Here is a 26,429-nt window from a genome sequence, read left to right as displayed (position 1 = left end):
TGACGGCGGTCTATGAGACCCGCGAACCCTTAGTGGGTTTCGCGGACGGCCACGGCATTCGGCGTCAGGCCGAAGCGCTCGGCGAGGTGCCAGCGCAGCTCGCGGGAGGAGTGGTAGCCGTAGCTCTTGTCGATCAGGTGGCTGACGTCGATCGGGCGCTTGCCCTCGCCGAAGCGGCTGATCTGGTCGACATGGAAGGTGGTGCCGTCATTGAAGACGGACGGCGCGCCGTCGCGCCGGGTGAACTCGAACAACATGGATGTCTTTTCTTCTATCGTTGCGGCGCTCCTGGTCGGAGCGACTGTGCGTGGCAGGCGGCCAGATGGCCGCCGGCGGAGCGTGCTTTGAGCCCGCAGGCTCAAAACGCTCCAGTGCGGCCAAGGTTCCGTAACCTTAACGGAATTATCGTTAAGATCACGTAAACCCGGGCCGGAGGGCCGCCTTCAGGCGACCTGCAGGTTCACGGCCGACATCTTCGTGCTGTCGCGCCGGTCGGCCTGCAGCTCGTAGGAGACCTTCTGGCCCTCGACGAGGCCGCGCAGGCCAGCCCGCTCCACCGCGGAGATGTGGACGAACACGTCCTTGCCCCCGTTATCCGGCTGGATGAAGCCGAAGCCCTTCTGGTCGTTGAACCACTTGACAGTACCAGTATTCACGCGGTCGTCCTCGTCTCGTTAGAAGTCGCGGCGGGCCACCCTCGGAGCGAGGGCCGCGCGGCGCGACGGCGCCAAATATGTCGGGTGGGGCTCGTGTCGCGGGGCTCGGGAGCCCGTGCGGGGCTCGATCGCCCGGGGCGCCCACCCGTTGCCGCTGAGACCCATGTAGGAACCCAGTCTGGCCGGAACAAGGCAGGAGCCGCGAGATCGGTGCCCGCAGCGCGTGTCAGGGATGGCTGCGCCCGCGCTGGTTGGGGTCGATCCCGCCTTCCGGCGTGGTGTCGTTGGCCACGTCGCCTTCTAGGGTGTTGGCCCCGGCGAGATCCTCCGGATCGCCGCCCGAGATCGTCATGCCCTTCGAGGTGCCGATGCCGGGGTTGCCCTTCAGGTCGGCGTCGGTGGGCGTCGTGGTCTTCGGCTGCTTCGAGGTCATGCGGGCTCTCCTGAAATGAGCCGGCCTAACGGTTGAGGGCCTGCTCCAGTTCGCCCCGTGTCATGCGCGAGCGCCCCTTGATGTCGCGGCGCTTCGCCTCGTCGTAGAGCGCGGCCCGCGTCGCATGGGACCGCGTGTCGCGCTCCTTGGCCCGGGTGCGGCGGAAGGTAGACCTGTTGTCGGACGGGCTCTCCTGGTTCGAGGCGCCGGCCTCGCGCAGCGCGATGGCGATCGCCTGCCGGCGGTCGGTCACCGGCTCGCCGTCGCGGCGCTCCAACTCGCCCTCCTTGAACTCGTGCATCACCCGGGCGATCGTGCCCTTCTGAGCGTCCGTAGTCTTGATGCTCTTGCGCGCGGCCATGATCGTCATCCGCCTGGTTGCCGGCGCTCCCGCGCCGCTGCGTTCCCGCGCAATCAACGCTCCGGGTGCAGGGGCGTTTCGGGCCGTGCAGGCCGCCTCTGCGTGGAATTCCCTGTCGCATCCGGCAGAGCGCTCCCATATAGGGACGATATCGTACAGTGTCGGACGCTCCATGGCGGGTATCTCGGTTTCCCTCGAAGGTTCCAACATCCAGCTCTCGTTCCAGAAGGACGACCAGGCCACCGCGGTCATCATGGATGCCAGCGCGGCCCGCGCCCTCGTGCGCGCGGTGGGTCAGCTCCTCACGGTCATGCACGAGCCGGACGAGGGCGATGCCGACGATCTCGGCGATGAGGAGGCGGCGATGCTGGACGTGACCTCGGCGGCGATCGAGGTCGGCACCGACGAGCAGGGCCAGGCGGTGGTGGCGCTCCAGGCCGGCGGCCTGCCGCCGTTCCAGCTCCGCCTCACCGACGAGGAGGCGCGGCACGTCGCCACCTCCCTCAACGAGATCCTGAGCGCACCGCGCGACGTGCGCAGCTCGCACGGCGGACACTGAACGCGAAAAGGGCGCCCGATCAGGGCGCCCTTCGTTTTCCGATCCTAGATGCGGATGCCCGGGTTGGTCGGGCCGCCCGGCAGGTAGTCCGGCTCCGAGCCCGGCCCGGTCGGGTCGGTGATGCCGGGATCGTTGACAGGGTAGGGCGAGCGCGGGCCGGTCGGTCCGGTATCGGGCAATTCGTCCGGTGCGACCGGGGGCGGGATGTCGCCGGGAATGCCGCCGCCGGGGTTCGGCTCGTGGCCGGGCAGGCCTGGATTGGCCATGGTCGCTCCTCCTCGTGTGTCGCGGATATGAGGGTTTAAACCGCCCGGCGCGGTGCAGTTCCGTCGCGGCAGGCAGCCGGAACCGGCCTGACCCAGGGTCGTTGCCAGGGCATTCGACCCCCTCTGGAGTACCACCGGATGCCCGACATCAAGCAGGCGAAGATCCTCATCATGGCGACCGACGGCTTCGAGCAGTCCGAGCTCGAAGTGCCGAAGGCCAAGCTCGGCGAGGCCGGCGCGCAGGTGACGGTGGCCGCACCGAAGTCCCGCCGGACGCCCGACAGCATCCGCGGCTGGGACGATACCGATTGGGGCCGTCCGGTGAAGGTCGATGCCGACATCGAGAGCATCGACGCGTCCGCCTACGACGCCCTGGTGCTGCCCGGCGGCCAGATCAACCCGGACAAGCTACGCCTGGAGCCGAAGGCACTGGAGATCCTGCGCAGCTTCCTGTCCAGCGGCAAGGTCGTGGCCGCGATCTGCCACGCCCCCTGGCTGCTGGTCGAGGTCGGGGCCGCCAAGGGCCGCAAGATGACGTCGTTCTCCTCGATCAAGACCGACGTGATCAATGCCGGCGCCGAGTGGCACGACCTGCCGGTGGTGACCGACAAGGGCATCGTGACGAGCCGCAACCCGGGCGATCTCGACGCCTTCTCGGCCAAGATCATCGAGGAGATTCAGGAAGGCCGCCACGACCGCGCCGCGGCGTGACGCCCCGCCGCTCCAGCCTCGGGCGAAAATGAGAAAGGCCCGTGCGGCGCGCCGCACGGGCCTTCCTCGTGCTGTCGCGGCCCGGGAAGGTCCGGGCCGCCCGATCTCGCGGTGCGGCGGTCAGCCGATATTGCCGGCGCCGAAGGTGGTGTCGCCGAAGGTCGAGCGCCCTTCCGTCGCGCCGTATTGCAGGTAGTGCTGCATCGGGTCGATCTTGGCCTGCGCCACGTCACCGTAGGCCGCCAGATACGCGGTGGAGTCGAAGCCCTTCGACGGGTCGCGGCCTTCCTTCCAGCCGTACTGGTCGTAGTGCATCAGCGGGTCGATGTTGGCCGCCTTCACGTCGCGGTAGGCGTCGAGGTAGCCCTTGGTGTCGAACACCGCGTTCGGGTTGCGCCCCTCCTTCCAGCCGTAGGTCTGGTAGTGCTGGTAGGCGTAAGAGTTGCCGCCCGTGGTGATCGCCGCGCGGGCGACGTCTGGGTTCGACAGGAGGTAGTACTCGGCGTCGAAGCCCGGGTTGGTCGCGAGGTCGGCGGTCCGGCCGATTGCCGTGTAGGTCTGCCGGCCCTCGCCCTGGCCGTACTCGAGGTAGTGGCGCAAGGGGTCGATGCCGGCAGCCTTCACGTCCGGGTTGCGGGCGAGGTACTGCTCGTTGTCGAAGACCGCCGACGGGTCGCGGCCCTCCTTCCAGCCGTACTGGTCGTAATGCTGGAGCGGGTCGATGTTAGCTGCCCGGACGTCCGGATTGGCGGCGAGGTAGCCGGTGGTGGAGAAGAGCGCGTTGGGGTCGCGGCCCTCCTTCCAGCCGTAGGTGGCGTAGTGGGCATCGGCGTCCTGGCCGGCGGCGAGCACGTCCTTGTAGTTCGCGAGGTAGAACAGGTCGTCGACGAGCGGCGCGCCGTCGCCAGTCACCACCGTGGCGTCGGTGAACTGGTAGCGCTCGAAGCCGGTGACCCGGTCCTGGCCCTCCGGCCCGACGATCAGCGTGTAGGCACCGTCACGGGTCACGGTGGTGTCGGCCAGCCTGGAGTTGAACACCAGGGTGTCGGTGCCGGTCGTGCCGTCGGCGTTGCGGCCGCCGAGCAGGATGTCGTTGCCGGCGGAGTTGGTGATCGTGTCGTTGCCCGCCCCACCGGTGATGATGTCGTCGAAGGCGGTGCCGGTCAGCGTGTCGTTGCCGCTCGTGCCGTTGCGCACGACGCCGCGGGCGAGAACCGTGTCGCTGCGCGCGGCGAGGTTCTGGATCCGGGTGTCGCCGGCCGGCGTGGTGTCGGCGGTGCCGTAGGGTGTGGTGGCGTAGAAGGCGCGCAGGTACTCGGCCATCGCGTCCTGCTCGGTGCCCTGCGCCGCGAAGGTCGCGGAGTTCGGCAGCGCGGCGCCGGGCGTCGTGGAGGCGAGCGCCACCTTGTTCTCGCCGTAGGCCGGGAATGGGTAGTTGTCGCCGCCCAGGCCCGGCGCCGTCGCGGTGCCGGTCGCCAGGAAGTCGAGGGTGACGGTGCGGATGTTGCGGTTCGGGTCGCCGACGACCTGGCCGTTCTGGACCAGGGTGTCGAGGATCCGGCCGTTGTCGTCGATGATCGCCGCGTTGAGGATGCGCTGGCCCTCGCGGGTCACGGTGCCGTTGGCGTCGAGGGTCTGGGCGGTCTTGGTCGCGTCGAACGAGAAGCTGAGGCCCCCGATCTGCGGGAACTGGCCCGGGGTCGCGCCCGACGCGGTCGCCGAGACCGCGTGCTCCAGGAGCCGCTTCATCTCCAGTGCCGAGACGGTGGTGATGGCGAGCGCGTTGTTGAAGCGCAGCGAGTTGGTGACGTCGAGCTGCGAGATGTCGCCCGACTGCTTGCCCGCGGAGGGGTTCGCCGCCGGGGGCAGTTCGGCGGTGCCGCCGCCGGCGGTCGAGAACGAGCCGATCGAGTCGCGGATGCCGCCGCCGTTCTTGATCGAGACCGCGACCGTCGGGTCGTACTGCTTGGCGTACCAGAGGTTGGCATCGGCCGAGAGGTCGCCGAGGTTGGTCTCCTCGGTGCGGACCTCGCCCCGGCGCCCTTCGAGGTAGACGCTGGTGCGGCCGAGGATGTTGCCGTCCTGCTGGCGGATGACGTCGGCGACGCCGGCGGTCTCCTGGATGCCGTCGTTGTTGACGTCGAGGCCCTCGATCATCTCGCGGACGAGGAAGCCCTTGCTGCCGGGGGCGAAGGCCGCGGCGGTGGAGCCCCAGAGCTGCGCCACCGTGGCGTCATCGACCGCGACCGCACCTGAATTCTGCGGCGTGATCGAGTTGCGGATGACGTTGCCCTGGTCGTCGAAGGTGACGGTCAGGCGGCCGACATAGGAGTACTCGGAGGCCGTGTTGACCAGCGCCAGGGTCTGGCCCGAGGCGTTGGTGAAGAATTGCGGGTAGGCGCCGCCGGAGGTGTCACCCGCCAGCAGCCGGTCGTTCGAGTCCGACAGGAGCGTGTGCGAGCCGCCGCCGATCAGCACGTCGACGTTGCGCAGGAGCGGGGCCAGCGCCTGCTCGTTGGCGAGCTGCTGCAGGTGGGTGCCGACGATGACCTTGTTGAGGCCGGGGTTGGCCGCGAGCACCCGGTCGACCTCGGCGTTGATCTGCTGGGCGAGCAGCGCGATCTCGTCGCGGCCGGTGAAGCCGTCGAGGGTCACGTTGCCGAGGGTCGTCAGCAGCGGCTCGAGCTGGGTGGTGGCGCCGATGAAGGCGATCTTCTCGCCGTTCTCGGTGATGATCGTCGACTTGGCGATCTTGTCCGCGCCGGTGCCGGTCTGGGTCGAGGTCGGGCCGGTCTGGGCGAAGGTGGCGTTGTCGCCGTCCTGGTGGACGAGGCCCGACAGGGCCGATTCGCGCGAGAAGTTGAGGTTGGTCGACAGGTAGGGGAACTGCGACCCGACCCAGGTGTCGTCGGCCGCGCCCGCCGTTGTGCCGAGGTTGGCGCCGATGATGTTGGCGACCTCGGTGGGCCCTGAGTCGAACTCGTGGTTGCCGAACACCGCGGCCTGGACGCCGATGACGTTCTGGATCGTGATGTCGGCCCGGCCGGGCGAGGCGGTGAGGCGGCTGTAGGCGTTGGCGCCCGACAGCCCGTAGAACTGGTTGTAGACGCCGTTATAGGTCGCGTTCAGCTGCGGGTCGGCGCCGGCGATGAAGAACGGGCTCGGGATCCAGCCGTCGCCGGTAGAGAGGGTGATCGAGTTCGGGGTCGCGTCCTCGAGCTTGTCGACGATCGCCGCGAAGTTCGGCGCCCGCTGGGTCGCCAGGAGGCCGGCCTCCCAGTCGGAGGCGTGCAGGATCTGGAGCGTGTAGGTCATCGGGGCGGCCTGCTGCGTGGTGAAGTCGAGCTGGTCCTGCGCCAGGCCCGCGAAGGCGTTGCCTGCGCTGTCGGTGATCGCACCGCGGGGCACGATCACGTCGTAGGCGGTGCCCGCCTTGAGGTCGGCGCTCGGGTTGATCGTCACCGTGTCGCCCGCGATCGCGACCTGGGCGGCGTCGGCGACCGCGATGGTGCGGGTGTCGCCCGCCCCTTCGGTGATGGTGACCGACCCGGTGCCGGCCTTCACCGCCTCGCTGAAGCGCAAGGTGATGTTGGCGCCGGGCGCGACGCCGGTGGCGTTGTCGCCGGGCGCGGCCGAGACCAGCGTCGGGGCGGTCTGATCGAGCTTCAGCCCGACGAGCACCGGGTCGTGGTCGGATTCGCGCGCCGCCACCGTGCCGTCGAAGTACGAGGCCGGCCGGCCGAAATCGAGGTTGTAGTCGATCGCGTCGGCCTCGTCGGCGTTGACGTGCCACTCGGTCACGCCGGTGACCTGACCGTTCAGGCTGGCATTGGCGAAGGCGTGGTCGAGGGCGCCGTAGGCCCCGTCGAAGACGTAGGAGTACGGGTTGGCGAGACGGTCCTCGGCGAGGTTGGTGAAGCCCCCGGCCTTGAGGTTATCGAGGGCGTCCTCCTTGATGTAGGCGTTGAAGTCGCCGAGCAGGATCACGTCGGAATCGCTCGTGCCGGTCGGCTTCGTCGCCACCCACTTCGTGAGCGCCTGGGCGGCGAGCTCGCGCTGCTGCTGCCAGGCGCCCTGGCCGTCGCCCTGGTCGGCATCCGCCCCGGTGCCGCTGCCGCTCTTCGACTTCAGGTGGTTGATGACCGCGGTGAAGTCCTCACCGGTCGCGGTCTCGTGGAACGTCACCGCCAGGGAGGCGCGGCTGGTGTTCACGCCGTTGAAGAGGTGGCCGATCGTGCTCTGCTGGAGGAGCGCGGGATCGAAGCGGGCGACGTCGGCGTCGTCGAGCTTCTCGATCGTGGTGTTGAGCGCGACGCTGACCTTGGACGGCTTGTAGATGAAGCCGACCGCGATGGCGTCGCCGCCGAGGAACTGGCCGTTGTCGAGCTGATTGCCCGGATTGACGTAGGCGTAGGTGCCGGCCCCGGCCCGGGCGTTGAGCTGGCCGACGAGGTATTCGAGCGCGTTGCCCGGGTTGCCGGGCTGGAACTGGTTCTCGAGTTCCGTGAGGCCGAGCACGTCGGCCCCGGTGCCGATCAGCGTCGTGACGAGCTTCTCGGTCTGGCGCGTCAGCTCCTCGCCCGTGTTGGCGCCGCGGGGCTGCTGGCCGATCGCGGTGAGCGAACTCGACGAGGCGGCGAGCGTCGTGAAGTAGTTCAGGACGTTGAGGCTGCCGACCTTGAGCGTGCCGCCGACCGCGTCCGGCGTCGCGGGCCGCGGATTGGCCTTCGCGAAGCTGTTGTCGCCGTCGTTGATGGCGCGCACCCGGAAGGCGTCGGTCGGGCCGTAGCCGAGCGTGCCGGTCAGCCCGGTCACCGTGTCGCCCATCCGCGGTGCGGTGGCGGTCGAGTAGGTCGGACTGAGCCCGTCGAGGTTCTCGCTCGGCAGGTTCTGGGTGTTCGAGCCGTCGTCGTAGGTGATCGAGCGCGCGGCGGTCTGGGCGAGGTAGGCGGCGTAGTTGGCCGCGTTCGGCTCGAACTCGTTGGTGAAGGTCTCCGGCCGCCCCCCCGCGGCGAGGCGGATCTCGTTGAAGCGGTCGAGGTTGAACTGCTCGGAGATCGACAGGGTCTGGGGGAAGCGGACCAGCATCCCCTCGTAGCGCTCGAGATCGGGCTGCGCGGTCGTGCCGGTGCCGACGACGCCCGCCGCCGGCAGGGTCACGTCGACCGCCTGCGCCTTCACCTCGGCCGCCGAGAGCGCCCCGGCCTGCACCACCTGGATGCCGGAGGCGGCGTTCACCGTGAGCTGCGTCTCGCCGTTGAACTCGGTGACCGTGCCGGTGACCCGGACCCGGTCGCCCTCGTTGACGTCGACGAGGCGGTTGCCGGTGCCCTCGTAGACGAACAGCCCCTCCGAGGTCAGCGGGTTGGCGTCCTGGTCGGCCTTCTCCTCCTGGAGATAGAAGCCGCCGATGCTGCGCTTTCCGTCGGCGTCGCCGTTCTGGAAGTCGCCGACGACGAGCGCCTCGACCGTGACGGTCCGGCCGACGAGCGGGCTGGCGCTGCCGGCGCCCTGCACCGCCGAGATCAGGGTGACGTCGTCGTTGAGGATGGTGCCGGTGGCGGTGGCGTTGCTGCCAGCCACCGCGGCGGTGATGCCGGCCTGGTTGGAGGTGGCGCTGCGCAGCGCCAGCGAGAAGGTCTCGTTCGGCTCCGGCGTCGCGTCGCCCTGGACGGCGACGCTGACGACCGCCGAGGCAGCACCTGCCGGGATCGTGCCGGCGATGGTGAGCGGCAGGCTCGGAGTGCCGGCGAAGTCGGCGCCGATCGCCGGGTTCGCGCCGGACCCGGTCAGCTCGGCGGTGAAGGCGACGGCGCCGAGCGTGCCGTTCGTGCGCTGCACCGTGAAGCTGAAGGTCGTGGTGCCGCTGTTGCCCTCGGCCCGGCTCACGCTGAGCGAATCGGCTCCGAAGGAGATCTCCTGCCTCGTGCCCTGGGGTAGCGCCGCGTAGAGGGTCGCGCCGCCGTTGGCCACCTCGTTGGCCGAGACCACCAGGTTGGTGCCGGTCGGGTTGCGGTCGGCCGGGATGAAGGTCAGCACCTCCGGGCCGAGATCCGCGGCCGAGCCGGCGAGCGGCGGCACGTAGGAGACGTAGTTGGCGTTCGCCGGATCGGTCACGTCGTAGACCAGGATGCCGCTCTGGCGCTCCAGGCCGACGAACGCGTAGGTGCGGCCGTTGACCGTGCCGACCGTGATCCCTTCCGGCTCCGGCCCCTTGTTGTCGGAGCGGTCGTCGGGCGTGTTGGCGACGGTCTGGTCGTTGTTGAAGCGCTCGGGCGCGATCTGGGCGAAGATTTTCTCGAACTCGCCGCCGGTCTCGCGCACCTTGGTGAGCGTGCCGTCGGCGTTCTGGCGGAAGATCGAGATGCCGCGGCCGCCGAGCGTGTTGAGCTGGTCGATCACCCCGTCGTTGTTGGTGTCGCCGCTGCGCAGGAGCACGTTGAGCCGGGCATAGGCCGGATCGGCCTTGAGCGCCTGCAATTCCGGCGTCAGGCGGCTGTTCGGCACCGCGCTCAGGCGCGCTACGTCGCCGGCGTCGTCGGCGCCGCCGATGACCCGCTGGTCGCCCTCGTTCGCCGTGACGAAGTAGGTCGCCCCGCCGGTGGTGAACGACGCGATGCTGTCGGGCTGGAGCAGGCCGTAGATCGGGGCGTTGGCCGGGGTCGAGGCGATCCGGATCGAGGCGGTGCCGTTCGGGCCGTCGCGGTCGGAGGCGTCGAACTCGTTGCCGGGCAGCGAGTGGTTGACCGCGCCGAGCGGCTGGATTGCGATCGGCGCCGTGCCGGGATTGGCGAGATCGATCACCGCGACGCCGTTCACCTCCTGCAAGGTGACGTAGGCGAAGCGGTTGTCGGGCGAGATCGCGATGTATTCGGGCTCGATATCGGCCGTGGCCAAGACGCCGGGCGTGATCGCGAGGCCGCGGGCGCGCAAGCTGGCCTCGGCGCCGTTCAGCCCCTCGAACCCAACGGTGGTGAGGACCGAGGCGCCGGCCGCCCCGCGCGACACGTCGATGATCGAGACGCCGCCGACCGGGTTGCTGGCGGCGCTCGCCTGCTCGCCCTCGTTGGCGACGAGGAGGCGGGTGCCGTCACGGTTGAACGTGAGCTGGTCGGGCCCGACCCCGACGGTCAGCGAGCGCAGCAGCGTGCCGTCGGCGGAAAACAGGGCGACGCGGCCGGGCGCGTCGCCGGCCGCGTTGGCGTAGGCCACCGCCACGAGGCCGTTGAAGACCGCGACCGAGTTCACCGAGCCGTACTGCTCGAGGCCCGACAGCAGGATCTCGCCGGACTTGGTGAGCGACCCGGCGGCGTCGAGCGAGACGATCTCGATCCGGTTCTCGTTGGTGTTCTGGACGTAGAGCCGGCTGGTCGAGGAATCGTAGGCCACCACCTCGGCGTTCGGGGCCACCTGCGTTGCCGCGTCGTTGGTGGTCGCGTAGGCGCCGAGCCGCACGAGCTGGAGCGCGTTGGTGGCGCTCGGCGGGGTCGTGGCGGTCGTGCCCGACCGGCCCTGGAGCGAGGGCGCGGCGTCGTAGATCGCGGTGCCGTTGGCGAACGTCGTGGCCATGGGGTCCAGTGTCTCCGGGCGCGCGGGAACGGCGGCGGCGCGAAGGCGAGCGCCACGCTTCAGCGCGAAGCTGTTAGGTCTTGATGGTTCGGGGAGGCGCGCAGCGGCCCTGGGCTCGCCGGCGATCGTTCGACGTGTCGGACCGGGAGGGGCGAGTCTGCCTTGTTACAGCATGTTTCGGACTGTGTTCGCTCTGTATGGGTGTTGTGCGACAGTCCTGTGAAGCTTGCCGAGGAGGTGGGCAGAGGCGCCGTCTGGCGGAGGAATGGATGTGTTTCCCGGGCGGGGGAAGGGCGCCGGGTCGATTGTTTCCCAAAGAAACTTTCGGGCGCGAGCGCGCGGGGAGAAGGCGAATTGTTAGATCAAGCGGCCGGGTCCAAGCCCGCCGCACCGAACCGGCCTGAGCCGCTTGCGCCCGAGGTGACACAAAGCTTTCAACGAAGACTTTGTCGACGAGACTGATGCCAGATCATCTCTCGCGGGTTCCGGCATTCAGCCATAGCCGGATAGACGCGTGTTTCCACTCTCTCCGCGGGCGGCAGGGCTGCCTGGGGAAAGGAAACAGCGCGGGTTACCCCCTCCCCCCGACGGAACTCGGGCTTGCCCGAGTTCCGCATCCACTTGCCCAAGTCGGGCATGCCCGACTTGGATCGGGGGAGGGTGCCCGGCAGAGCCGGGCGGGAGAGGGGGCGACGCTTCCGAAAAAGACCGAACCGTTGTGAGAGGCGCTCGCTGGAACAGCGCCGCGCTGCCCCTCTCCCGCCCGGCTCCGCCGCAGAGGAGGGAGGGGAAACCCGCGCTATTTCCCTTTCCCCGGTCAGCCCTGCCGCCCGCGAAGGGGGCGACGTGGAGGCACCCCATAACTGCCCCTTTCCAGGGCGTCGGTGACACCCGCCGCCGGTCGAACCCGGCCGGGACCGGAACGCCTACTGCGTCCCGCCCTTCGCCTCCTTCTGGAACTCCTCGATCACGTCCTTGCCGACGCGCTTGGCCATGTCGGCGGTGACCGGCTCCAGCGCCGCCTTCCAGGCCGCCTTCTCGTCGGCGGTGAGGGTGATGAAGGTGGTCTTGCCGGACTTCTTCATCTCCTCCAGCGCGTCGGAATTGTCCTTGTCGGCGACCTCGTTGGCGTAGGTCGTCGCCTCCTTCATCGCCTTGTCGAGTTCGGTGCGGACCTCCGCCGGCAGGCCGTCCCAGAACTTCTTGTTGGTGATCACCGCGTAGCCGATATAGCCGTGGTCGGACAGCGTGATGTACTTCTGCACCTCGTGGTGCTTCTGGGTGAACATGTTCGAGGGCGTGTTCTCCGAGCCGTCGACCACGCCGGTCTGCATGCCCTGGTAGACCTCCGAGAACGCCATCACCTGCGGGATTGCGCCGAGCGCGCGGAACTGCGCCTCCAGCACCTTCGAGGACTGGATCCGCATCTTCTGGCCGCGGAAATCGGCCGGCATCCGCAGCGGCTTGTTGGCGCTCATCACCTTGAAGCCGTTGTCCCAGTAGGCGAGGCCGGTGATGCCCTTCGATTGCAGCTTGTCGAACAGGCGCTTGCCGAGCGCCCCGTCGGTGACCCGGCGCAGGGCCGCCTTGTCGGGCAGGATGTAGGGCAGGTCGAAGACCTCGAACTCCTTGGCACCGAGCGGCCCGAACTTCGCCAGCGACGGCGCCAGCATCTGCACCGCGCCGAGCTGGAGCGCCTCGACCTCCTCCTTGTCCTTGAACAGCTGCGAGTTCGGGTAGACTTCCACCTTCACCTTGCCGTTCGTATACTTTTCCGCCAGCTCCTTGAACTTGTCGGCGCCGCGGCCCTTGGGCGTGTCGGGCGCGACGACGTGGCTGAACTTGATGACGATCGGCGCCTGCGCCAGCGCCGCGCCCGACAGGAGGAGGAGGGTGGTGCCGGCCGCGAGGGCGCGGCGGGTGAGCGCCCGGACGGGGCGGGGCGGCGTCGGCATGGGGCGTTTCCTCGTGCTCGTTGTTTGTTCGGCGAGGAACCTGACAGTTCGACCCCGGCCCCGCAATGCGCCGATCGCCTAACCCGCCGTGGCCCCTACGATCGCCTCGGCTTCCAAGATTGCCTCGGCTTCCATGTGGACCGCCCCGTCGATCGCCGTCCAGGCGCGGAAGTCCTCGCCCTCCTGGCGCCCCGCCACCGCGAAGCGCGATCCGGCGATCATCGGCGCGACGCCGCGATAGCGGAAGCGCGCCGGCACCCGCCCGAGGCGGCTGGCTGCGAGGTTGAGGAGCAGGCTCGCCTGCATCGGCCCGTGCACGACGAGGCCGGCATAGCCCTCGACCTGCGTGGCGTAGGGATGGTCGTAGTGGAAGCGGTGGCCGTTGAAGGTCATCGCCGAGTAGCGAAACAGCAGCACCGGGTTCGCCTCGACCGACCACGCCGCGTTGTCCTCGGCGGGCACGGATCTCGGTGGCGGTGCGGCGTCGCCCGGCCGGCTCGCCTCGCGGTAGACGATGTCCTGCCGGTCGCGGATCGCCGGGCCGCGCTCGGTCAGGTATTCGTGCCGCACGGTGACGAAGCAGAGCGTGCCGGTGCGGCCCGTCTTCACCGCCACGTCGGCCACGGTCTCGCGCCGCACCACCCGGTCGCCGACGCGCAAGGGGGCGAGCGTCTCGACCTCGCCGCCTGCCCACATCCGCCGCGGCAGCGGCACCGGGGGCAGGAACCCGCCCTTCGCCGCGTGGCCGTCGGACCCGAGCGCGTCGGCCGCCGGCGTCTCGGGAGCAAGGCACCAGTGGAGGGCGAGCGGCGCCTCGCCCTCGGCCACCGGGGCGAGGTGGGGGCCGAGCGTCGCCCGGTACTCGGCGACGAGGCGGGGCGTCACGAAGTCCTCGACCTCCCGGGTGCGGCCGATCCAGCCGCGCAGGTGGTCGATGTCGATCTCGGGCATCGGGCGCTTCCCCTGTCTGGCCCGCGCGGGCGGGCGTCTGGTGATCCTATATCGGCCCGTCTTCGCGCCTGCACACCTGCCGCCTGGACCCCGCCTCGTCCCGGTGCTTAACTCCCTGTCAACAAAGACAGGGTGGAGACGTCACGTGGCTGCGCAGCACAGGTGCATCGCGATCGTCGGTCCGTTCCAGAGCGGCAAGACCGCCCTGCTCGAGGCCATCCTCCATCGCACCGGCGCGATCGACCGCCCCGGGCGCGCCGGATCCCGGGTCGGCGACACCTCGCCCGAGGCGCGCGCCCACGGCATGAGCGTCGAGCCGGCCTTCGCCACCACGCGCTTCCTCGGCGAGGCCTTCACCTTCGTCGATTGTCCCGGCTCGATCGAGTTCGCGCACGACCTGCGGGCGGTGCTGCCGGCATGCGACGCCGCGATCGTGGTCTGCGAGGCCGACGAGCGCAAGCGGCCGGCCCTGGAACTCACCCTGCGCGAGCTCGAGGCCGCCGGGATCCCGCGCCTCCTGTTCATCAACAAGGCCGAGACCGCGCCCGGCTCGCTGCGCGACGCGCTCGCGCTGCTGCAACCGGCTTCGCGGGTGCCGCTGCTGCTGCGCCAGATCCCGTTGATCGAGGGCGAGGCGGCCGTCGGCTTCATCGATCTCGCGCTCGAGCGCGCCTTCATCTGGCGCGAGCAGGCCCCGAGCGAGATGGTGGCGCTCCCCGACGGCGAGCTGCCGCGGGAGAAGGCCGAGCGCTACACGATGCTGGAGCGCCTCGCCGACCACGACGACGCCCTGATGGAGGACCTGATCGCCGAGGTCGAGCCGCAGGCCGACCGGGTTTTTTCCGACCTCGCCCGCGAGCTGCGCGAGGGCCAGGCCGTCTCGGTGCTGTTCGGCTCGGCCGAGCACGGCCACGGCGTCACCCGCCTCCTGAAGGCGCTGCGGCACGAGGCACCGGGCCTGCCCGAGACCCGCGCGCGCCTCGGGATCGCGGGGGAGGGGGCGCCGCTCGCCCAGGTGATGAAGACGCTGCATACGGGCTTTGGCGGCAAGCTCTCGGTCGGTCGGGTGCTGCGCGGCGCCTTGCGCGAGGGCGAGGCGGTGACGGGGTCCGGCGGCGGCGGCGCCCGGGTCGCGGCCCTGACCCAGCTCGCGGGTGCGGCGGGCACCCGCGTGCCGGAGGTGCAGGCCGGCGAGGTCGTCGGTCTCGCCAAGCTCGACGGCATCGCCACCGCCGAGACCCTGGCGGCCGGCTCCGAGGCGCCGGATGCCCTGGTAGACCTGCCGGCGCCCGAGCCGGTCCACGCCGTGGCTTTGCGGGTGCGCGACCGTAAGGACGACGTGCGCCTCTCGGCGGCGCTGGCGAAGCTCGCCGACGAGGATCCGGCGCTGATCGTCGAGCATCGCGCCGAGCTCGGCGACCTGCGCCTCTCCGGCCAGGGCGAGATGCACCTGCGGGTCGCGGTCGAGCGGCTGGCCTCGCGCTTCGGCATCGGGGTCGAGACCGAGCGGGCGCGGATCGCCTATCGCGAGACGATCCGCGGGCCGGCCGAGGCGCGGGCGCGGCACAAGAAGCAGACCGGCGGCCACGGCCAGTTCGCCGACGTGGCGCTGGCGGTGCGGCCGCTGCCGCGGGGCGACGGCTTCCTGTTCGAGGACGAGGTGGTGGGCGGCGCGGTGCCGCGCCAGTACATCGCCTCGGTCGAGGCCGGCGCCCGCGCCTTCACCGCCAGGGGACCGCTCGGCTTTCCCGTCGTCGACCTCGCGGTGACGCTGAAGGACGGCGCAGCCCACGCGGTCGACTCCTCGGACGCCGCCTTCCAGGCCGCGACGCGGCTGGCGCTGGAGGAGGCGCTCGCCAAGGCCGGGCCGGTGCTGCTGGAGCCGATCCTGGCGGTCTCGATGGCGGTGCCGAGCGGCGCCACCGCGAAGGCCACCGGCCTCGTCACCGCCCGCCGCGGCCAGATCCTCGGCTTCGACGCCCGGCCTGGCTGGTCGGGCTGGGACGTGGTCGAGGCGCTGATTCCCGAATCCGAGATGACCGACCTGATCGTGGAATTGCGCTCGGCCACCGCCGGGGTCGGCACCTTCACCACCCGCTTCGACCACCGGGCCGAGCTGACGGGGCGCGCCGCGGACGCGGTGCTGGCGCGCCAGCCGGTGCGCAAGGCGGGGTGAGTGCCGCCTACACGACGTGCTCCGGCGCCAGCGCGCAGGCTGGTCCCCCCGCCAGCTCGACCTGGAGCGTCACGTGGGCGATGCCGAAGCGGCTCTTCAGGGCCGCGGCGCAATCGTGCAGGAAGGCGTTGCCGGGATGGCCTTCCGGCATCACCACGTGGGCGGTGAGCGCCGTCTCGGTGGTGCTCATCGGCCAGACGTGGAGGTCGTGGACCTCCGCCACGCCCGGCCGCTCGGCGAGGCAGGCCCGCACCGCCGCCGGGTCGATGCCGGGCGGCACGGCGTCGAGCGACAGCACGACGCTGTCGCGCAGGAGGCCCCAGGTGCCGGCGACGATCACCGCCACGATGACGAGGCTGGTCAGGGGATCGATCCAGGTCCAGCCGGTGCCCATGATGACGAGCCCCGCCACCACGACGCCGGCCGAGACCGCGGCGTCGGCCAGCATGTGCAGGTAGGCGCCGCGCACGTTGATGTCGCCCTTGGCGCCCGAGGCGAACAGCCAGGCGGTGATCCCGTTCACCGCGATGCCGATCAGCGCGACCACCGTCACGGTGAGCCCCGGGACGGGGGCAGGGGCGCTGAAACGCTGCACCGCCTCCCAGGCAATGGCCCCGACCGCGACCAGCAGGAACACCGCGTTGAACAAAGCCGCCAGGATCGAGGACGAGCGCAAGCCATAGGTGAACCGCGCCGTCGGCCGGCGCTGGCCGAGCGTCGCCGCCGCCCAGGCGACGACGAGGCCGAGCACGTCGGAGAGGTTGTGGCCGGCATCGGCGAGCAGCGCCACCGAGTCGGTGAGGAAGCCGTAGAAGCCCTCGATCAGCACGAAGCCGATGTTGAGCGCGATCCCGATCGCGAAGGCGCGGCCGAAATTCGCCGGGGCGTGGACGTGGCCCGGGCCGTGGTGATGGTGGTGGCCGTGGCCATGATCGTGGTGATCGTGGTCGCCATGGTCGTGATGCTGGCCCATGCCCGCTCTCTGTCGCTCGCGCGGGCCTTGCGCCCGCACCCTCACTCCGGCGCGGGTAGCTTTAGGGCGTGACCCGCGCCGGGGCGAGCCCCGCGCTACCCCGCGGCGAGCCGCACCACCGCCTCGGTCAGCGCCCCGTCCGGCCGGATCATCTGGTCGAGGACCGTGAAGTGGTCGTCGCCCGGCAGCGGCAGGAGGTCGCCGGGAAGCCCGGTCCCGGCCCAGGCCGCCTGGTAGACCTGCGATTGCCGGCACAGTTCCGGCAGCTCGTTCGCGCCGTAGGCCACCGTAAGGGGGCCTGACCGAGTCGGCAGGTGCCGGATCGGCGAGAGGCCCGCGACCTCGTCCTCGGTTAGGTGGAGCGCGTCGTCCAGCGCCGTGCGCCGGATCGGCGCGAGGTCGAAGACCCCGGAGAGGGCGAGGCCCGCATCGACCTCCGGGCAGGCCATGGCGAGCGCCGCGAGATGGCCGCCGGCCGACCAGCCCGAGACCACGAGGCGCGGCGGGGCCGCGTGTGCCCGCAGGCGCTTGAGCGCCGCCGGAATCTCGGTGCAGAGCGCCGTCATCGTCGCCTCGGGGCAGAGGGTGTAGCCGATCATCGCCACGTCGAGGCCGCGGGCGAGCGGCCCTTCGGCGAGCGCCGAGAAGCCGGACTTGTCGTTGCGCTGCCAGTAGCCGCCGTGGATGAAGGCCAGGAGCGGCGCCTGCGGCCGGCCGCAGCGGAAGAGGTCGAGGCGCTGCCGCGCGCCCTCCCCGTAAGGAATGTCGATCTCGCCCGGATGCGCCTCGCGAAAGGCCGCGCTGCGCTCGCGCAAGGACGCCATGTAGGCGCTGCTGCCGGCGACCGCGCCGGAATTGTCGTAGGCCCTGCTCAGGGTCGCGCGGTCCATGCCGCGCCAGTCGCCGCCCGCCATCGTGGATCCTCCCGGAAACGAGGCCGGAGGATAGCCCGAAAACGAGGAAGGGCGGCCCCGCGCCGTGCGCAGGGCCGCCCCTTGTCGCTGGCCGGGGCCGCGGGGCCCCGGGGGTCGCTGGATTACTCGGCGGCCTGGAGGGCCGGGACGGGCCCGATGTCCTCGAGCGGCAGCGGGTTGCCGTCGAGGGCGGCCTTCAGGCGGTCCATGTCGACCTCGTTCTCCCAGCGGGCGACCACGATGCAGGCCACCGCGTTGCCGATGAAGTTGGTGAGCGCGCGGCACTCCGACATGAAGCGGTCGATGCCGAGGATCAGCGCCATGCCGACGACCGGCACGGAGGGGACCACCGCGAGGGTCGCCGCCAGGGTGATGAAGCCCGAGCCGGTGACGCCCGCCGCGCCCTTCGAGGACAGCATCGCGACGAGGAGCAGCAGGGCCTGCTCGCCGTAGGAGAGGGGCGTGTCCGTCGCCTGAGCGATGAACAGGGCCGCCATGGTCATGTAGATGTTGGTGCCGTCGAGGTTGAACGAGTAGCCGGTCGGGACGACGAGGCCGACGACGGGCTTCGAGCAGCCGGCGCGCTCCATCTTCTCGAGCAGCGAGGGCAGGGCCGACTCGGAGGACGAGGTGCCGAGGACGAGGAGCAGCTCCTCCTTGATGTAGCGGATCAGCTTGATGATCGAGAAGCCGTTGTAGCGGGCGACCGCACCGAGCACGAGGAAGACGAAGATCGCCGAGGTCAGGTAGAACGCGCCGACGAGGTAGGCGAGGTTGGCGAGCGAGGCGATGCCGTACTTGCCGATGGTGAAGGCCATCGCGCCGAAGGCGCCGATCGGGGCGACCTTCATGATGATGTGGACGACGCCGAAGATCGCCTCGGACAGGATCTTGATGAAGTCGAGCACCGGCTTGCCGCGCTCGCCCAGGAAGGCGAGGCCGAAGCCGAACAGCACCGAGAAGAACAGGACCTGCAGGATCTCGCCGCCCGAGAACGCACCCACCGCCGTCGACGGGATGATGTTCATCAGGAAGTCGGTGATCGTCTGCGTCTTCGCCTTGTCGGCGTACATCGCGATCTGCTTGGGATCGAGCGACTTCGGATCGATGTGCATGCCGGCGCCCGGCTGCACGAGGTTCGCGATCACGAGGCCGACGATCAGCGCCAGCGTCGAGAAGGTGAGGAAGTAGATCAGCGCCTTGCCGCCGACCCGGCCGACCTTCTCGAGGTTGGTCATGCCGGCGATACCGGAGACCACGGTGAGGAAGATCACCGGGGCGATGATCATCTTGACGAGCTTGATGAAGGCGTCGCCGAGCGGCTTCATGTCGGCGCCGAGCTGCGGGTAGAAGTGCCCGAGCGCGATGCCGATCGCGACCGCGACCAGGACCTGAAAGTAGAGGGTCTTGTAGATGGGCTTGGGCTTCGGCGGCGCGTGCGGCGCGGTCAGCGGCGACGGGACAGTGACAGCCATTGGACGTTCTCCCTGCATGGCTCGTGACGGGACGGCGTTGGCGGCGACGAGCCGCTGTGGCGCTCTTGCTCTTGGCCTCGAGGCAGGATCTGCCTCTGGGCGACGATTGATGGTTTCGCGGGGCCTGCCGCCTCGGCCGGCCCGCGGACAGAGACACAATGGCAACCGGCGTGCCAGCCGGCGAAGAATCGAAATTTTTTGTTAAGTGCAGACGAATAAATGATTTTTTGGAACTCACGAGGAGACGCCCCGGTGGAGCCGTCCGGCGCGCCGCAAAGCGGACCGGGAAACCGTGCGGAAATCCGCAAAGCCCCGGAACCAAGGCCGCCCGCCCGCAACCGGGCCGCCCCGGGCTGGCGCGGATGGCTGCGCTCGCCGGCCCTGCCCTGGCTCCTGAGCCTCGCGGCGGTGCTCGTCGCCGCGCTCGGCGCCGGCCGGATCGCCGAGCGGGCGGCCCTCGCCGACCTCCGGCGCTCGGCGAATTCCACGCTCGCGCTCCAGGTCGCGGCCTTCCGCACCGAGATGCAGAAGCAGGGCTCGCTGCCGCTGGCGCTGGCGAGCGACCCGGAGATCGCCGCGGTGGTGGGGCCGTCGCCGGATCCGGCGCTGGTCGCCCGGGTCGACGACCGGCTGGCCGAGATCGCCCGCGCCTCGGGGGCGGCGGTGATCTACGTCATCCGCCAGGACGGGATCGCGGTCGCTGCGAGCAATGCGGGCGCGCCGGGCAGCTTCGTCGGCATCTCCTACGCGTTCCGTCCCTACGTCCAGCAGGCGCTCGCCGAGGGGGCGGGCCGGCAATTCGCGCTCGGCACGGTCAGCGGCCGGCCGGGCCTCTATCTCAGCCGCCGGGTCGCCGGCCCGGAGGGGCGGGCCGGCGTCGTGGTGGTCAAGGTGGAGTTCGACGCCATCGAGGCGGCCTGGCGCGAGTCCTGGAAGAAGGGCGGCGAGACCGTGATGGTCACCGATCCCCGCGGCATCGTCCTGATGGCGAGCGAGCCGGCTTGGCGCTTCGGCGCCTTGCGCCCGGTGCCGGACGACGAGCGCCGGCTGATCCGCGAGCGGCTCGAATTCGGCTCGGCGCCGCTCGCACCCCTGCCGCTCTACCCGTCCTCGGACGGGTCCGGTCTCGTCCGGGTCGGCGGCGGCGCCCAGCCGGCGCGCCTGGCGCTCCCCCTCGACGCGCCGATCCCCGGCACGACCTGGCGGCTCCACACCCTGACCCGGATCGGCGTCGCGGTGGCGCGCGAGCGGTTGCAGGCCCAGGTCATCGCCGGCCTCGCGGTCGGTCTCGCCTGCCTCGCCCTCGCCGAGATCGTCGGCCGGCGCCGGCGCCTGCGGGCGAGCCTCGCCGAAGCGGCGGCCCGGCGCATCGAGCTCGAGGAGCGGGTGCGGGCCCGCACGCAGGCGCTCACGGAGGCCAACCAGAAGCTCAAGGCCGAGATCGCCGAGCGCCGACGCGCCGAGGCCGAGCGCCAGCGCCTCGGGCGCGAGCTCGCCCATGCGGGGCGCCTCGCGGCGCTCGGCCAGTTCGCCGCCAGCATGGCGCACGAGATCAACCAGCCGCTCGCCGCGATCCGGTCCTATGCCGACAATGCCGGCATCCTGATCCAGCGCGGACGGCTGCCGGAGGCGACCGAGAACCTCTCGGCGGTCGGACGCCTGACCGAGCGCATCGCCGGCCTCACCCGCCAGCTCAAGGGCTTCGCCCGCAAGGCGTCCGGCCGGCGCGACCCGGTGGCGCTGTCCGGCGTGGTGCGGGCGAGCCTCGAGGTGGTGGAGGGACGACTGTCCGGCGTCGAACTCGCCCTCGCCCTGCCCGAGCCCTCGCCTTATGTCCTGGGGGAGGGGCCGCGGCTGGAGCAGGTCGTGGTCAACCTGATGCAGAACGCCCTCGACGCGATCGCGGGCGTCGCCAATCCCCGCATCGCCGTGACGGTGCGGGTCACGGGGGAGCGCGCGGTGCTGGAGGTGAGCGACAACGGCGGCGGTCTGCCGGAGGGGGGCGGGCCGATCTTCGACGCGTTCTTCACCACCAAGGCCGGCGGCCTCGGCCTCGGCCTGGCGATCTCCCGCGGCATCGTCGAGGAGTGCGGCGGCACCCTCTCGGCCGGCGCCTCGCCCGAGGGCGGCGCGCTGTTCCGGGTCGAGCTGCCGCTGGCCCCCGCCGCCGCCCAGGGGTCCGCCGCATGAGCGCGCCGTCGCAACGGGTCGTCTTCGTCGACGACGAGGAGGAGGTGCGCCGGGCCAACGGCCAGAGCCTCGACCTAGCGGGCTTCGAGGTCGAGACCCATGCCGACGCCGAATCGGCGCTCAAGGCGGTCCTCGCCGACCCGCCCGGCGTCGTCGTCACCGACGTACGCCTGCCCGGCCTCGACGGGCTCGGGCTGTTCTCCGCCCTCCAGGAGGCCGATCCCGAACTGCCGGTGATCCTGATCACCGGCCACGGCGACATCACCATGGCGGTGCGGGCGATGCGCGCCGGCGCCTACGACTTCCTCGCCAAGCCCTATCCGGCCGAGACCCTGGTCGCCTCGGTGCGTCGGGCGCTCGAGCGCCGCAGCCTGGTGCAGGAGAACCGGAGCTTGCGCGCCCGGCTCGACGCCGCGGTGGCGGAGGACCCGGCCTTCCTCGGCGTCTCGCCGGCGATCACGCGGCTGCGCCAGTTCGTGCGCGAGGTGGCCGAGGCCGACGTCGACGTGCTGGTGCTCGGCGAGACCGGATCCGGCAAGGAGGTGGTGGCGAGCGCGCTCCACCGCTGGAGCCGCCGGGCCAAGGGCAACTTCGTGGCGATGAATTGCGGCGCGCTCCCCGACACGGTGGTGGAGAGCGAGCTGTTCGGCCACGAGGCCGGCGCCTTCACCGGCGCGCTCAAGAAGCGGGTCGGGCGCATCGCGCATGCCGACGGCGGCACGCTGTTCCTCGACGAGATCGAGAGCATGGCGCTCAACATCCAGGTCAAGCTGCTGCGGGTGCTCCAGGAGCGGGTGGTCGAACCCCTCGGCACCAACGCGATCCAGCCCGTCGACATGCGGGTGGTGGCCGCCACCAAGATCGACCTCGGCCAGGCCGCGGCGCAAGGCACCTTTCGCGACGACCTCTACTACCGCCTGAACGTCGTCTCGGTGGCGATCCCGCCGTTGCGCGAGCGGCGCGAGGACGTGGCGCTGCTGTTCGAGCACTTCCTGCGCAAGGCCGCCGCCCGCTTCAACCGCGAGGCCCCGCCGGTGACGCCGGCGATCCGCGAGTACCTGAGCCGGCACGACTGGCCCGGCAACGTGCGCGAGCTCGGCCACTTCGCCGAGCGCTGCGCGCTGGGCTTGAGCCCCAATGGCCCGGCCCAGGCCGAGCCGGCGAAGGCGGCGACCTTGGCCGAGCAGATGGACCGCCACGAGCGCGGCCTGATCCGCGACGAGCTGATCATGGCCGGCGGCGACGTGCGGGTGGCGGCCGAGGCGCTGGGCACCCCGCGCAAGACCCTCTACGACAAGATCGCCCGCCACGGGCTCGATCCCAACGCCTACCGGTGAGGGACCATACGATGTCCGACTGATCGCTTCAGGCGATCCCGGCGGGAACGCTGTCGCAATGCGGAAGTCGGCATCGCTCGGATGCCCGGGAGAGCCGCCCCATCTCCCGCGCCGCGTCCGGCCCCTTCGGCGGAGCTGCCGGCCGGGTTGTCGTCAGACCGGATCGCCGCAGGCCCAGGCGTGGCCGGAGCCGTGGATCACCCGATGCGCGAAGGTCGGACGGCCGGCGCCGGAGAGGCCTTGCCCGGGCGCGCATCGATCCGCCTCGTTCGGGGAACCGCCTTTCCTTGGTTCCAGGGCGCACAAACGCGAAGAGCCCGGCCTTTCGGCCGGGCTCCGCTCCGTCAGGGTGACGGATGGTGACGCTTAGAAAGCGTTGAACTTGTAGTTCAGGCCGGCGCGGACGACCGCGAACTCGGTCTCGCGACGGTACAGGTTGGCCGGGCCGACCGACACCACGCCCGGCGAGAACACCGAGTACTGCGTGCCGTTGGCGGTCTGGGCGAACACGCCGTTGTTGCGGTTGCCCTGGTCCAGCTTCACGTACAGACCCTCGACCTTCAGGGTCACGGCCGACGAACGGAAGAAGTTGAAGAACGAGTCGGTGGGCAGGGCGTACTCGACGCCGCCGCCGACGGTCCAGCCGGTCTGGAACTCGTCGCGCGAGCTGTTGGTCAGACCGAAGTCGCGACCACCGCCCGAGCCGTAGGCGAAACCGCCGGTGGCGTACACGAGGGTGCGGTCCCAGGCGTAGCCGAGGCGGCCGCGCACGGTGCCGAAGAAGTCCAGACCCGAGATGCCGTTCGGGTTGAACACCAGGGTGCCCGGGGCGACGCCGCCGCCGGCCACGGTGGCGAAGGCGTAGCGGTTGCGGTCACGGCCGAAGTCGACGTACTGGGCGTCGGCCTCGATGCCGACGACCACGCCCGAGCCCGGGGTGAACTGGTAGTTGTAGCCGATCTGGCCGCCGCCGACGAAGCCGTCGTTGCTGTTGCGGTTGCCGAAGGCGAGCACGCCGGTGGTGGGCACGCCGGCGCCGGTGATGAACACGCTGCTGGCGGCGTTGGCGCCGGCCGGCACGCCGACGACGGTCGGGGCGCGGGTGTCAGCGGTGTTGAAGCCGTAGCCGGCGTTGAAACCGGCGTAGAAGCCCGTCCAGGTGAAGACCGGCACCGGCGTGAAGACCGGCGGCGGAGCGACGCGGCGCGGCAGGTCCGCGGCCGAAGCGGCGGCGGTCAGCGCGGTGAAGGCAGCAAAAGCACTCAGGAGTTTCTTCATGATGGTCCCCAGCAGGTTCCCCGATCGAGGCCAAGCTAGACCATTTCCCCCGGGCACGATGTAGCAGTTCAGCCACATCGGTGCGGCAACGACACGGGCGGCCCCGGGCGGCGGGCCAATGTCAAGCCTGCCGGCAAATCATCCCTGATTTCCCCGCACACATAACGGTTGTGTCCCGCCCGGTCCTGCACCGGACCGCAACGTTTCCCCGCGGGACGGCGGTTCTCAGGTCGGCGGGGTGCCGTTGGCCGAGAGCGCCGACCCGGCGAGGTAGAGCGAGCCGCAGATCAGCACCCGCGGCGGGCGCTCCCATGCCCGATCGCCCAGGGACACCAGCGCGGCCTCGAGGCTCGGCGCCGTTGCGGCGGAGAGTCCGACCCGCCCGGCGATCTCCGCGACCTCCTCGGCCGGCCGCGCCGCCATCTGGCCGGGCAGCGGCACCGCCACCAGGAAGCGGGCGAGCCCGGCGAAGTTGGCCAGGAATCCCTCCGCGTCCTTGGTGCCGAGGAGCCCGGAGACGAGGACGAGCGGCGCGTCGCCGCGCTCCTGGAGGTCGGCCATCGCGGCGGCCAGGATGCGCCCTCCGTCGATGTTGTGGCCGCCGTCGAGCCAGAGCTCGGCGCCGGGCGGGACGAGGCCGGCGAGCCGGCCGCGGCGCAGGCGCTGGAGCCGCCCCGGCCACTCGATGGCCGCGAGCCCGGCCTCGAAGGCCTCGGTGCCGATGTCGCCGAAGCCGGCGACGCGCAGGGCAGCGATCGCCGTGCCGGCATTGACGATCTGGTGGCGCCCGGCGAGCCTCGGCCGCGGCAGATCGAGGAGCCCGTCCTCGTCCTGGTAGACCAGCCGGCCGCGCTCCTCGTGGGCGGAGAAATCCTGGTTGCCGACGAGGATCGGCCCGGCGCCGGCCGCCTCGGCCCGGGCGCAGAGCACCGCGTCGGCCTGGGCGTAGTCCTGGGGTGCGATCACCGCCGGGCAGCCGCGCTTGAAGATGCCGGCCTTCTCGCCCGCCACCGCCTCGACGGTGTCGCCGAGATACTCGGCGTGGTCGCGCCCGATCGGCGTCACGACGGCGCAGGCCGGCCGGTCGATGACGTTGGTGGCGTCGACCCGGCCGCCGAGACCCACCTCGAGCAGCAGCACGTCGGCGGGCGCCTCGGAGAACAGCAGCAGTGCCGCCGCGGTGGTGATCTCGAACACCGTGATCGGTGCACCGGCATTGACCGCCTCGCAGCGGGCGAAGGCGTCGGCCAGCCGGTCCTCCGGCACGAAGCGGCCGCCCCCGACGGCGCCGAGGCGGATGCGCTCGTGGAAGCGCACGAGGTGGGGCGAGGTGTAGACGTGGGCCGACAGGCCGCCGGCCTCCAGGATCGCCCGCATGGTGGCGATGGTCGAGCCCTTGCCGTTGGTGCCGGCGACGTGGATCACCGGCGGCAGGCGCCGCTCCGGATGGCCGAGCGCCGCGAGCAGGCGCTCGATCCGGCCGAGCGACAGGTCGATGGTGCGCGGGTGCAGCGCGAGGAAGCGCGCCAGCAGGGCGTCGGAGGATTCCATCTGCGGGTCTCGCGGGGAACTTAGGTCTTGGGGGGACGTGGAAGACCTGGCCCGCCGCCGGACCGGCGGCGGGGCGCGAGAGGGTCAGGGGCGGCGCCTCACGCCGGCACAGGCTTGGCCTCTTGCCTCGCCTCCTGCCTGGCCTCCGGCTTCGCCTCGGCCTCGTTGGTCGCGGCCGGCGCCTCGGCCGGCACCTGCATCAGGAGCCCGCACAGGCCCGCGATCGTGCCCTTCAGGTCGCGCCGGTGCACGACCTGGTCGACCATGCCGTGCTCCTTCAGGTACTCGGCGCGCTGGAAGCCGTCGGGCAGCTTCTCGCGGATGGTCTGCTCGATCACCCGCGGGCCGGCAAATCCGATCAGGGCGCCTGGCTCGGCGAGGTGCACGTCGCCGAGCATCGCGTAGGACGCGGTGACGCCGCCGGTGGTCGGGTTCGTCAGCACCACGATGTAGGGCAGGCGGGCGGCGTTGAGCCGGCGCACCGCCACGGTGGTGCGGGGCATCTGCATCAGGGAGAGGATGCCCTCCTGCATCCGCGCGCCGCCGGAGGCCGCGAACAGCACGTAGGGGGTGCGCTTCTCCAAGGCCGTCTCGGCGCCGCGCACGAAGGCCTCGCCGGCGGCCATGCCGAGCGAGCCGCCCATGAAGCCGAAATCCTGCACCGCGAGGGTCATCGGCAGGCCCGAGACGCGGCCGAACCCGACCTTGAACGCGTCGGTCATGCCCGTCTTGGCCCGCGCGTCCTTGAGCCGGTCGGCGTAGCGCTTCTCGTCGCGGAACTTCAGCGGATCGGCCGGCGCGTCGGGCAGCGGCACGTCAAGCCAGGTGCCCTGGTCGAACATCAGCTTCAGGCGCTGCTGCGCGGTGATGCGCAGGTGGTGCTCCGAGCCCGGGATCACCCAGCCGTTGGCCTCCACCTCCTTGTGGAACACCATCTGGCCGGTCTCCGGGCATTTCACCCAGAGGTTCTCCGGCGTCTCGCGCTTGAACAGCGTCTTGATCTTCGGGCGCACGACCTCGGAGATCCAGTTCATCGCCTCGACCATGATCGCTCCTCGGTCGTCGATTCGTGTC

19 protein-coding genes are annotated in these 26,429 nt (G+C 70.9%); 5 read left to right on the top strand and 14 right to left on the bottom strand.

Annotated features, from left to right (window positions below; translation table 11 throughout):
• Positions 1-29: 29 nt before the first annotated feature.
• The 4 genes from ACS5PV_RS20945 to ACS5PV_RS20930 form a co-directional block, all read right to left on the bottom strand.
• Positions 30-257 carry an AsnC family transcriptional regulator gene (locus ACS5PV_RS20945; RefSeq protein WP_455397267.1) on the bottom strand — a complete coding sequence of 76 codons (228 nt, stop codon included), beginning with the start codon at positions 255-257 and terminating at the stop codon, positions 30-32.
• Positions 258-443: 186 nt separating this feature from the next.
• Entirely contained in the window at positions 444-656 is a 213-nt protein-coding gene (locus ACS5PV_RS20940; protein ID WP_048429112.1) for a cold-shock protein, read from the bottom strand.
• 226 nt (positions 657-882) lie between these two features.
• Positions 883-1,089 (bottom strand): hypothetical protein, encoded by a 207-nt coding sequence (locus ACS5PV_RS20935; protein ID WP_455397266.1) that lies wholly within the window; start codon positions 1,087-1,089, stop codon positions 883-885.
• A 25-nt stretch (positions 1,090-1,114) separates the two neighbouring features.
• Entirely contained in the window at positions 1,115-1,450 is a 336-nt protein-coding gene (locus tag ACS5PV_RS20930) for a DUF6496 domain-containing protein (protein ID WP_455397265.1), read from the bottom strand.
• A gap of 172 nt (positions 1,451-1,622) precedes the next feature.
• Between ACS5PV_RS20930 and ACS5PV_RS20925 the strand changes: the two genes are divergently transcribed.
• The gene (locus ACS5PV_RS20925; RefSeq protein ID WP_455397264.1) at positions 1,623-2,009 is read left to right on the top strand and encodes a hypothetical protein; all 387 of its coding nucleotides are present in this window, start codon (positions 1,623-1,625) and stop codon (positions 2,007-2,009) included.
• A 44-nt stretch (positions 2,010-2,053) separates the two neighbouring features.
• Here ACS5PV_RS20925 and ACS5PV_RS20920 read toward each other — a convergent pair whose 3' ends face one another.
• Positions 2,054-2,275: a hypothetical protein gene (locus ACS5PV_RS20920; protein WP_455397263.1), complete on the bottom strand. Its 222-nt coding sequence runs from the start codon at positions 2,273-2,275 to the stop codon at positions 2,054-2,056.
• A gap of 138 nt (positions 2,276-2,413) precedes the next feature.
• On the opposite strand from ACS5PV_RS20920, the gene ACS5PV_RS20915 reads away from it, so the two are divergent.
• The gene (locus ACS5PV_RS20915; protein ID WP_455397262.1) at positions 2,414-2,986 is read left to right on the top strand and encodes a type 1 glutamine amidotransferase domain-containing protein; all 573 of its coding nucleotides are present in this window, start codon (positions 2,414-2,416) and stop codon (positions 2,984-2,986) included.
• A 120-nt stretch (positions 2,987-3,106) separates the two neighbouring features.
• On the opposite strand, the gene ACS5PV_RS20910 is transcribed toward ACS5PV_RS20915, so the two are convergent.
• The 3 genes from ACS5PV_RS20910 to ACS5PV_RS20900 form a co-directional block, all read right to left on the bottom strand.
• A complete protein-coding gene (locus ACS5PV_RS20910) occupies positions 3,107-10,525 on the bottom strand; it encodes an ExeM/NucH family extracellular endonuclease (protein WP_455397285.1) in 7,419 nt (2,472 codons plus the stop codon).
• Positions 10,526-11,481: 956 nt separating this feature from the next.
• The gene (locus ACS5PV_RS20905; RefSeq protein ID WP_455397261.1) at positions 11,482-12,510 is read right to left on the bottom strand and encodes a TRAP transporter substrate-binding protein; all 1,029 of its coding nucleotides are present in this window, start codon (positions 12,508-12,510) and stop codon (positions 11,482-11,484) included.
• A 78-nt stretch (positions 12,511-12,588) separates the two neighbouring features.
• Entirely contained in the window at positions 12,589-13,461 is an 873-nt protein-coding gene (locus ACS5PV_RS20900) for an FAS1-like dehydratase domain-containing protein (protein ID WP_455397260.1), read from the bottom strand.
• Between the two features lie 145 nt (positions 13,462-13,606).
• On the opposite strand from ACS5PV_RS20900, the gene ACS5PV_RS20895 reads away from it, so the two are divergent.
• A complete protein-coding gene (locus ACS5PV_RS20895) occupies positions 13,607-15,637 on the top strand; it encodes an elongation factor G (RefSeq protein WP_455397259.1) in 2,031 nt (676 codons plus the stop codon).
• Positions 15,638-15,644: 7 nt separating this feature from the next.
• Here ACS5PV_RS20895 and ACS5PV_RS20890 read toward each other — a convergent pair whose 3' ends face one another.
• The 3 genes from ACS5PV_RS20890 to ACS5PV_RS20880 form a co-directional block, all read right to left on the bottom strand.
• Entirely contained in the window at positions 15,645-16,610 is a 966-nt protein-coding gene (locus ACS5PV_RS20890) for a cation diffusion facilitator family transporter (protein ID WP_455397258.1), read from the bottom strand.
• Between the two features lie 95 nt (positions 16,611-16,705).
• Positions 16,706-17,524: an alpha/beta hydrolase gene (locus ACS5PV_RS20885; RefSeq protein WP_455397257.1), complete on the bottom strand. Its 819-nt coding sequence runs from the start codon at positions 17,522-17,524 to the stop codon at positions 16,706-16,708.
• 122 nt (positions 17,525-17,646) lie between these two features.
• Complete coding sequence (locus ACS5PV_RS20880; RefSeq protein WP_455397256.1) at positions 17,647-18,999, bottom strand: dicarboxylate/amino acid:cation symporter; 1,353 nt, start codon at positions 18,997-18,999, stop codon at positions 17,647-17,649.
• Between the two features lie 366 nt (positions 19,000-19,365).
• Here ACS5PV_RS20880 and ACS5PV_RS20875 point away from each other — a divergent pair, with 366 nt between their 5' ends.
• Together ACS5PV_RS20875 and ACS5PV_RS20870 are read left to right on the top strand one after the other, a co-directional pair.
• Positions 19,366-21,189, top strand: coding sequence for a sensor histidine kinase (locus ACS5PV_RS20875; RefSeq protein WP_455397284.1), 1,824 nt, complete (start codon positions 19,366-19,368; stop codon positions 21,187-21,189).
• Entirely contained in the window at positions 21,186-22,526 is a 1,341-nt protein-coding gene (locus tag ACS5PV_RS20870) for a sigma-54-dependent transcriptional regulator (RefSeq protein WP_455397255.1), read from the top strand. Before ACS5PV_RS20875 ends, ACS5PV_RS20870 begins: the two co-directional genes overlap by 4 nt.
• Before the next feature lie 366 nt (positions 22,527-22,892).
• Here ACS5PV_RS20870 and ACS5PV_RS20865 read toward each other — a convergent pair whose 3' ends face one another.
• The 3 genes from ACS5PV_RS20865 to accD all read right to left on the bottom strand — a co-directional run bounded on the left by ACS5PV_RS20865 (position 22,893) and on the right by accD (position 26,401).
• Positions 22,893-23,804: an outer membrane protein gene (locus ACS5PV_RS20865; protein ID WP_455397254.1), complete on the bottom strand. Its 912-nt coding sequence runs from the start codon at positions 23,802-23,804 to the stop codon at positions 22,893-22,895.
• A 225-nt stretch (positions 23,805-24,029) separates the two neighbouring features.
• Positions 24,030-25,355, bottom strand: a complete 1,326-nt coding sequence (locus ACS5PV_RS20860) for a bifunctional folylpolyglutamate synthase/dihydrofolate synthase (protein ID WP_455397253.1) — start codon at positions 25,353-25,355, stop codon at positions 24,030-24,032.
• 98 nt (positions 25,356-25,453) lie between these two features.
• On the bottom strand, positions 25,454-26,401 hold the full coding sequence (accD, locus tag ACS5PV_RS20855; RefSeq protein ID WP_455397252.1) for an acetyl-CoA carboxylase, carboxyltransferase subunit beta: 948 nt from the start codon (positions 26,399-26,401) through the stop codon (positions 25,454-25,456).
• Positions 26,402-26,429: the final 28 nt, after the last annotated feature.

The organism is Methylobacterium sp. Gmos1 (assembly GCF_053764715.1).
This window is presented reverse-complemented; position numbering and strand designations above follow the sequence as displayed.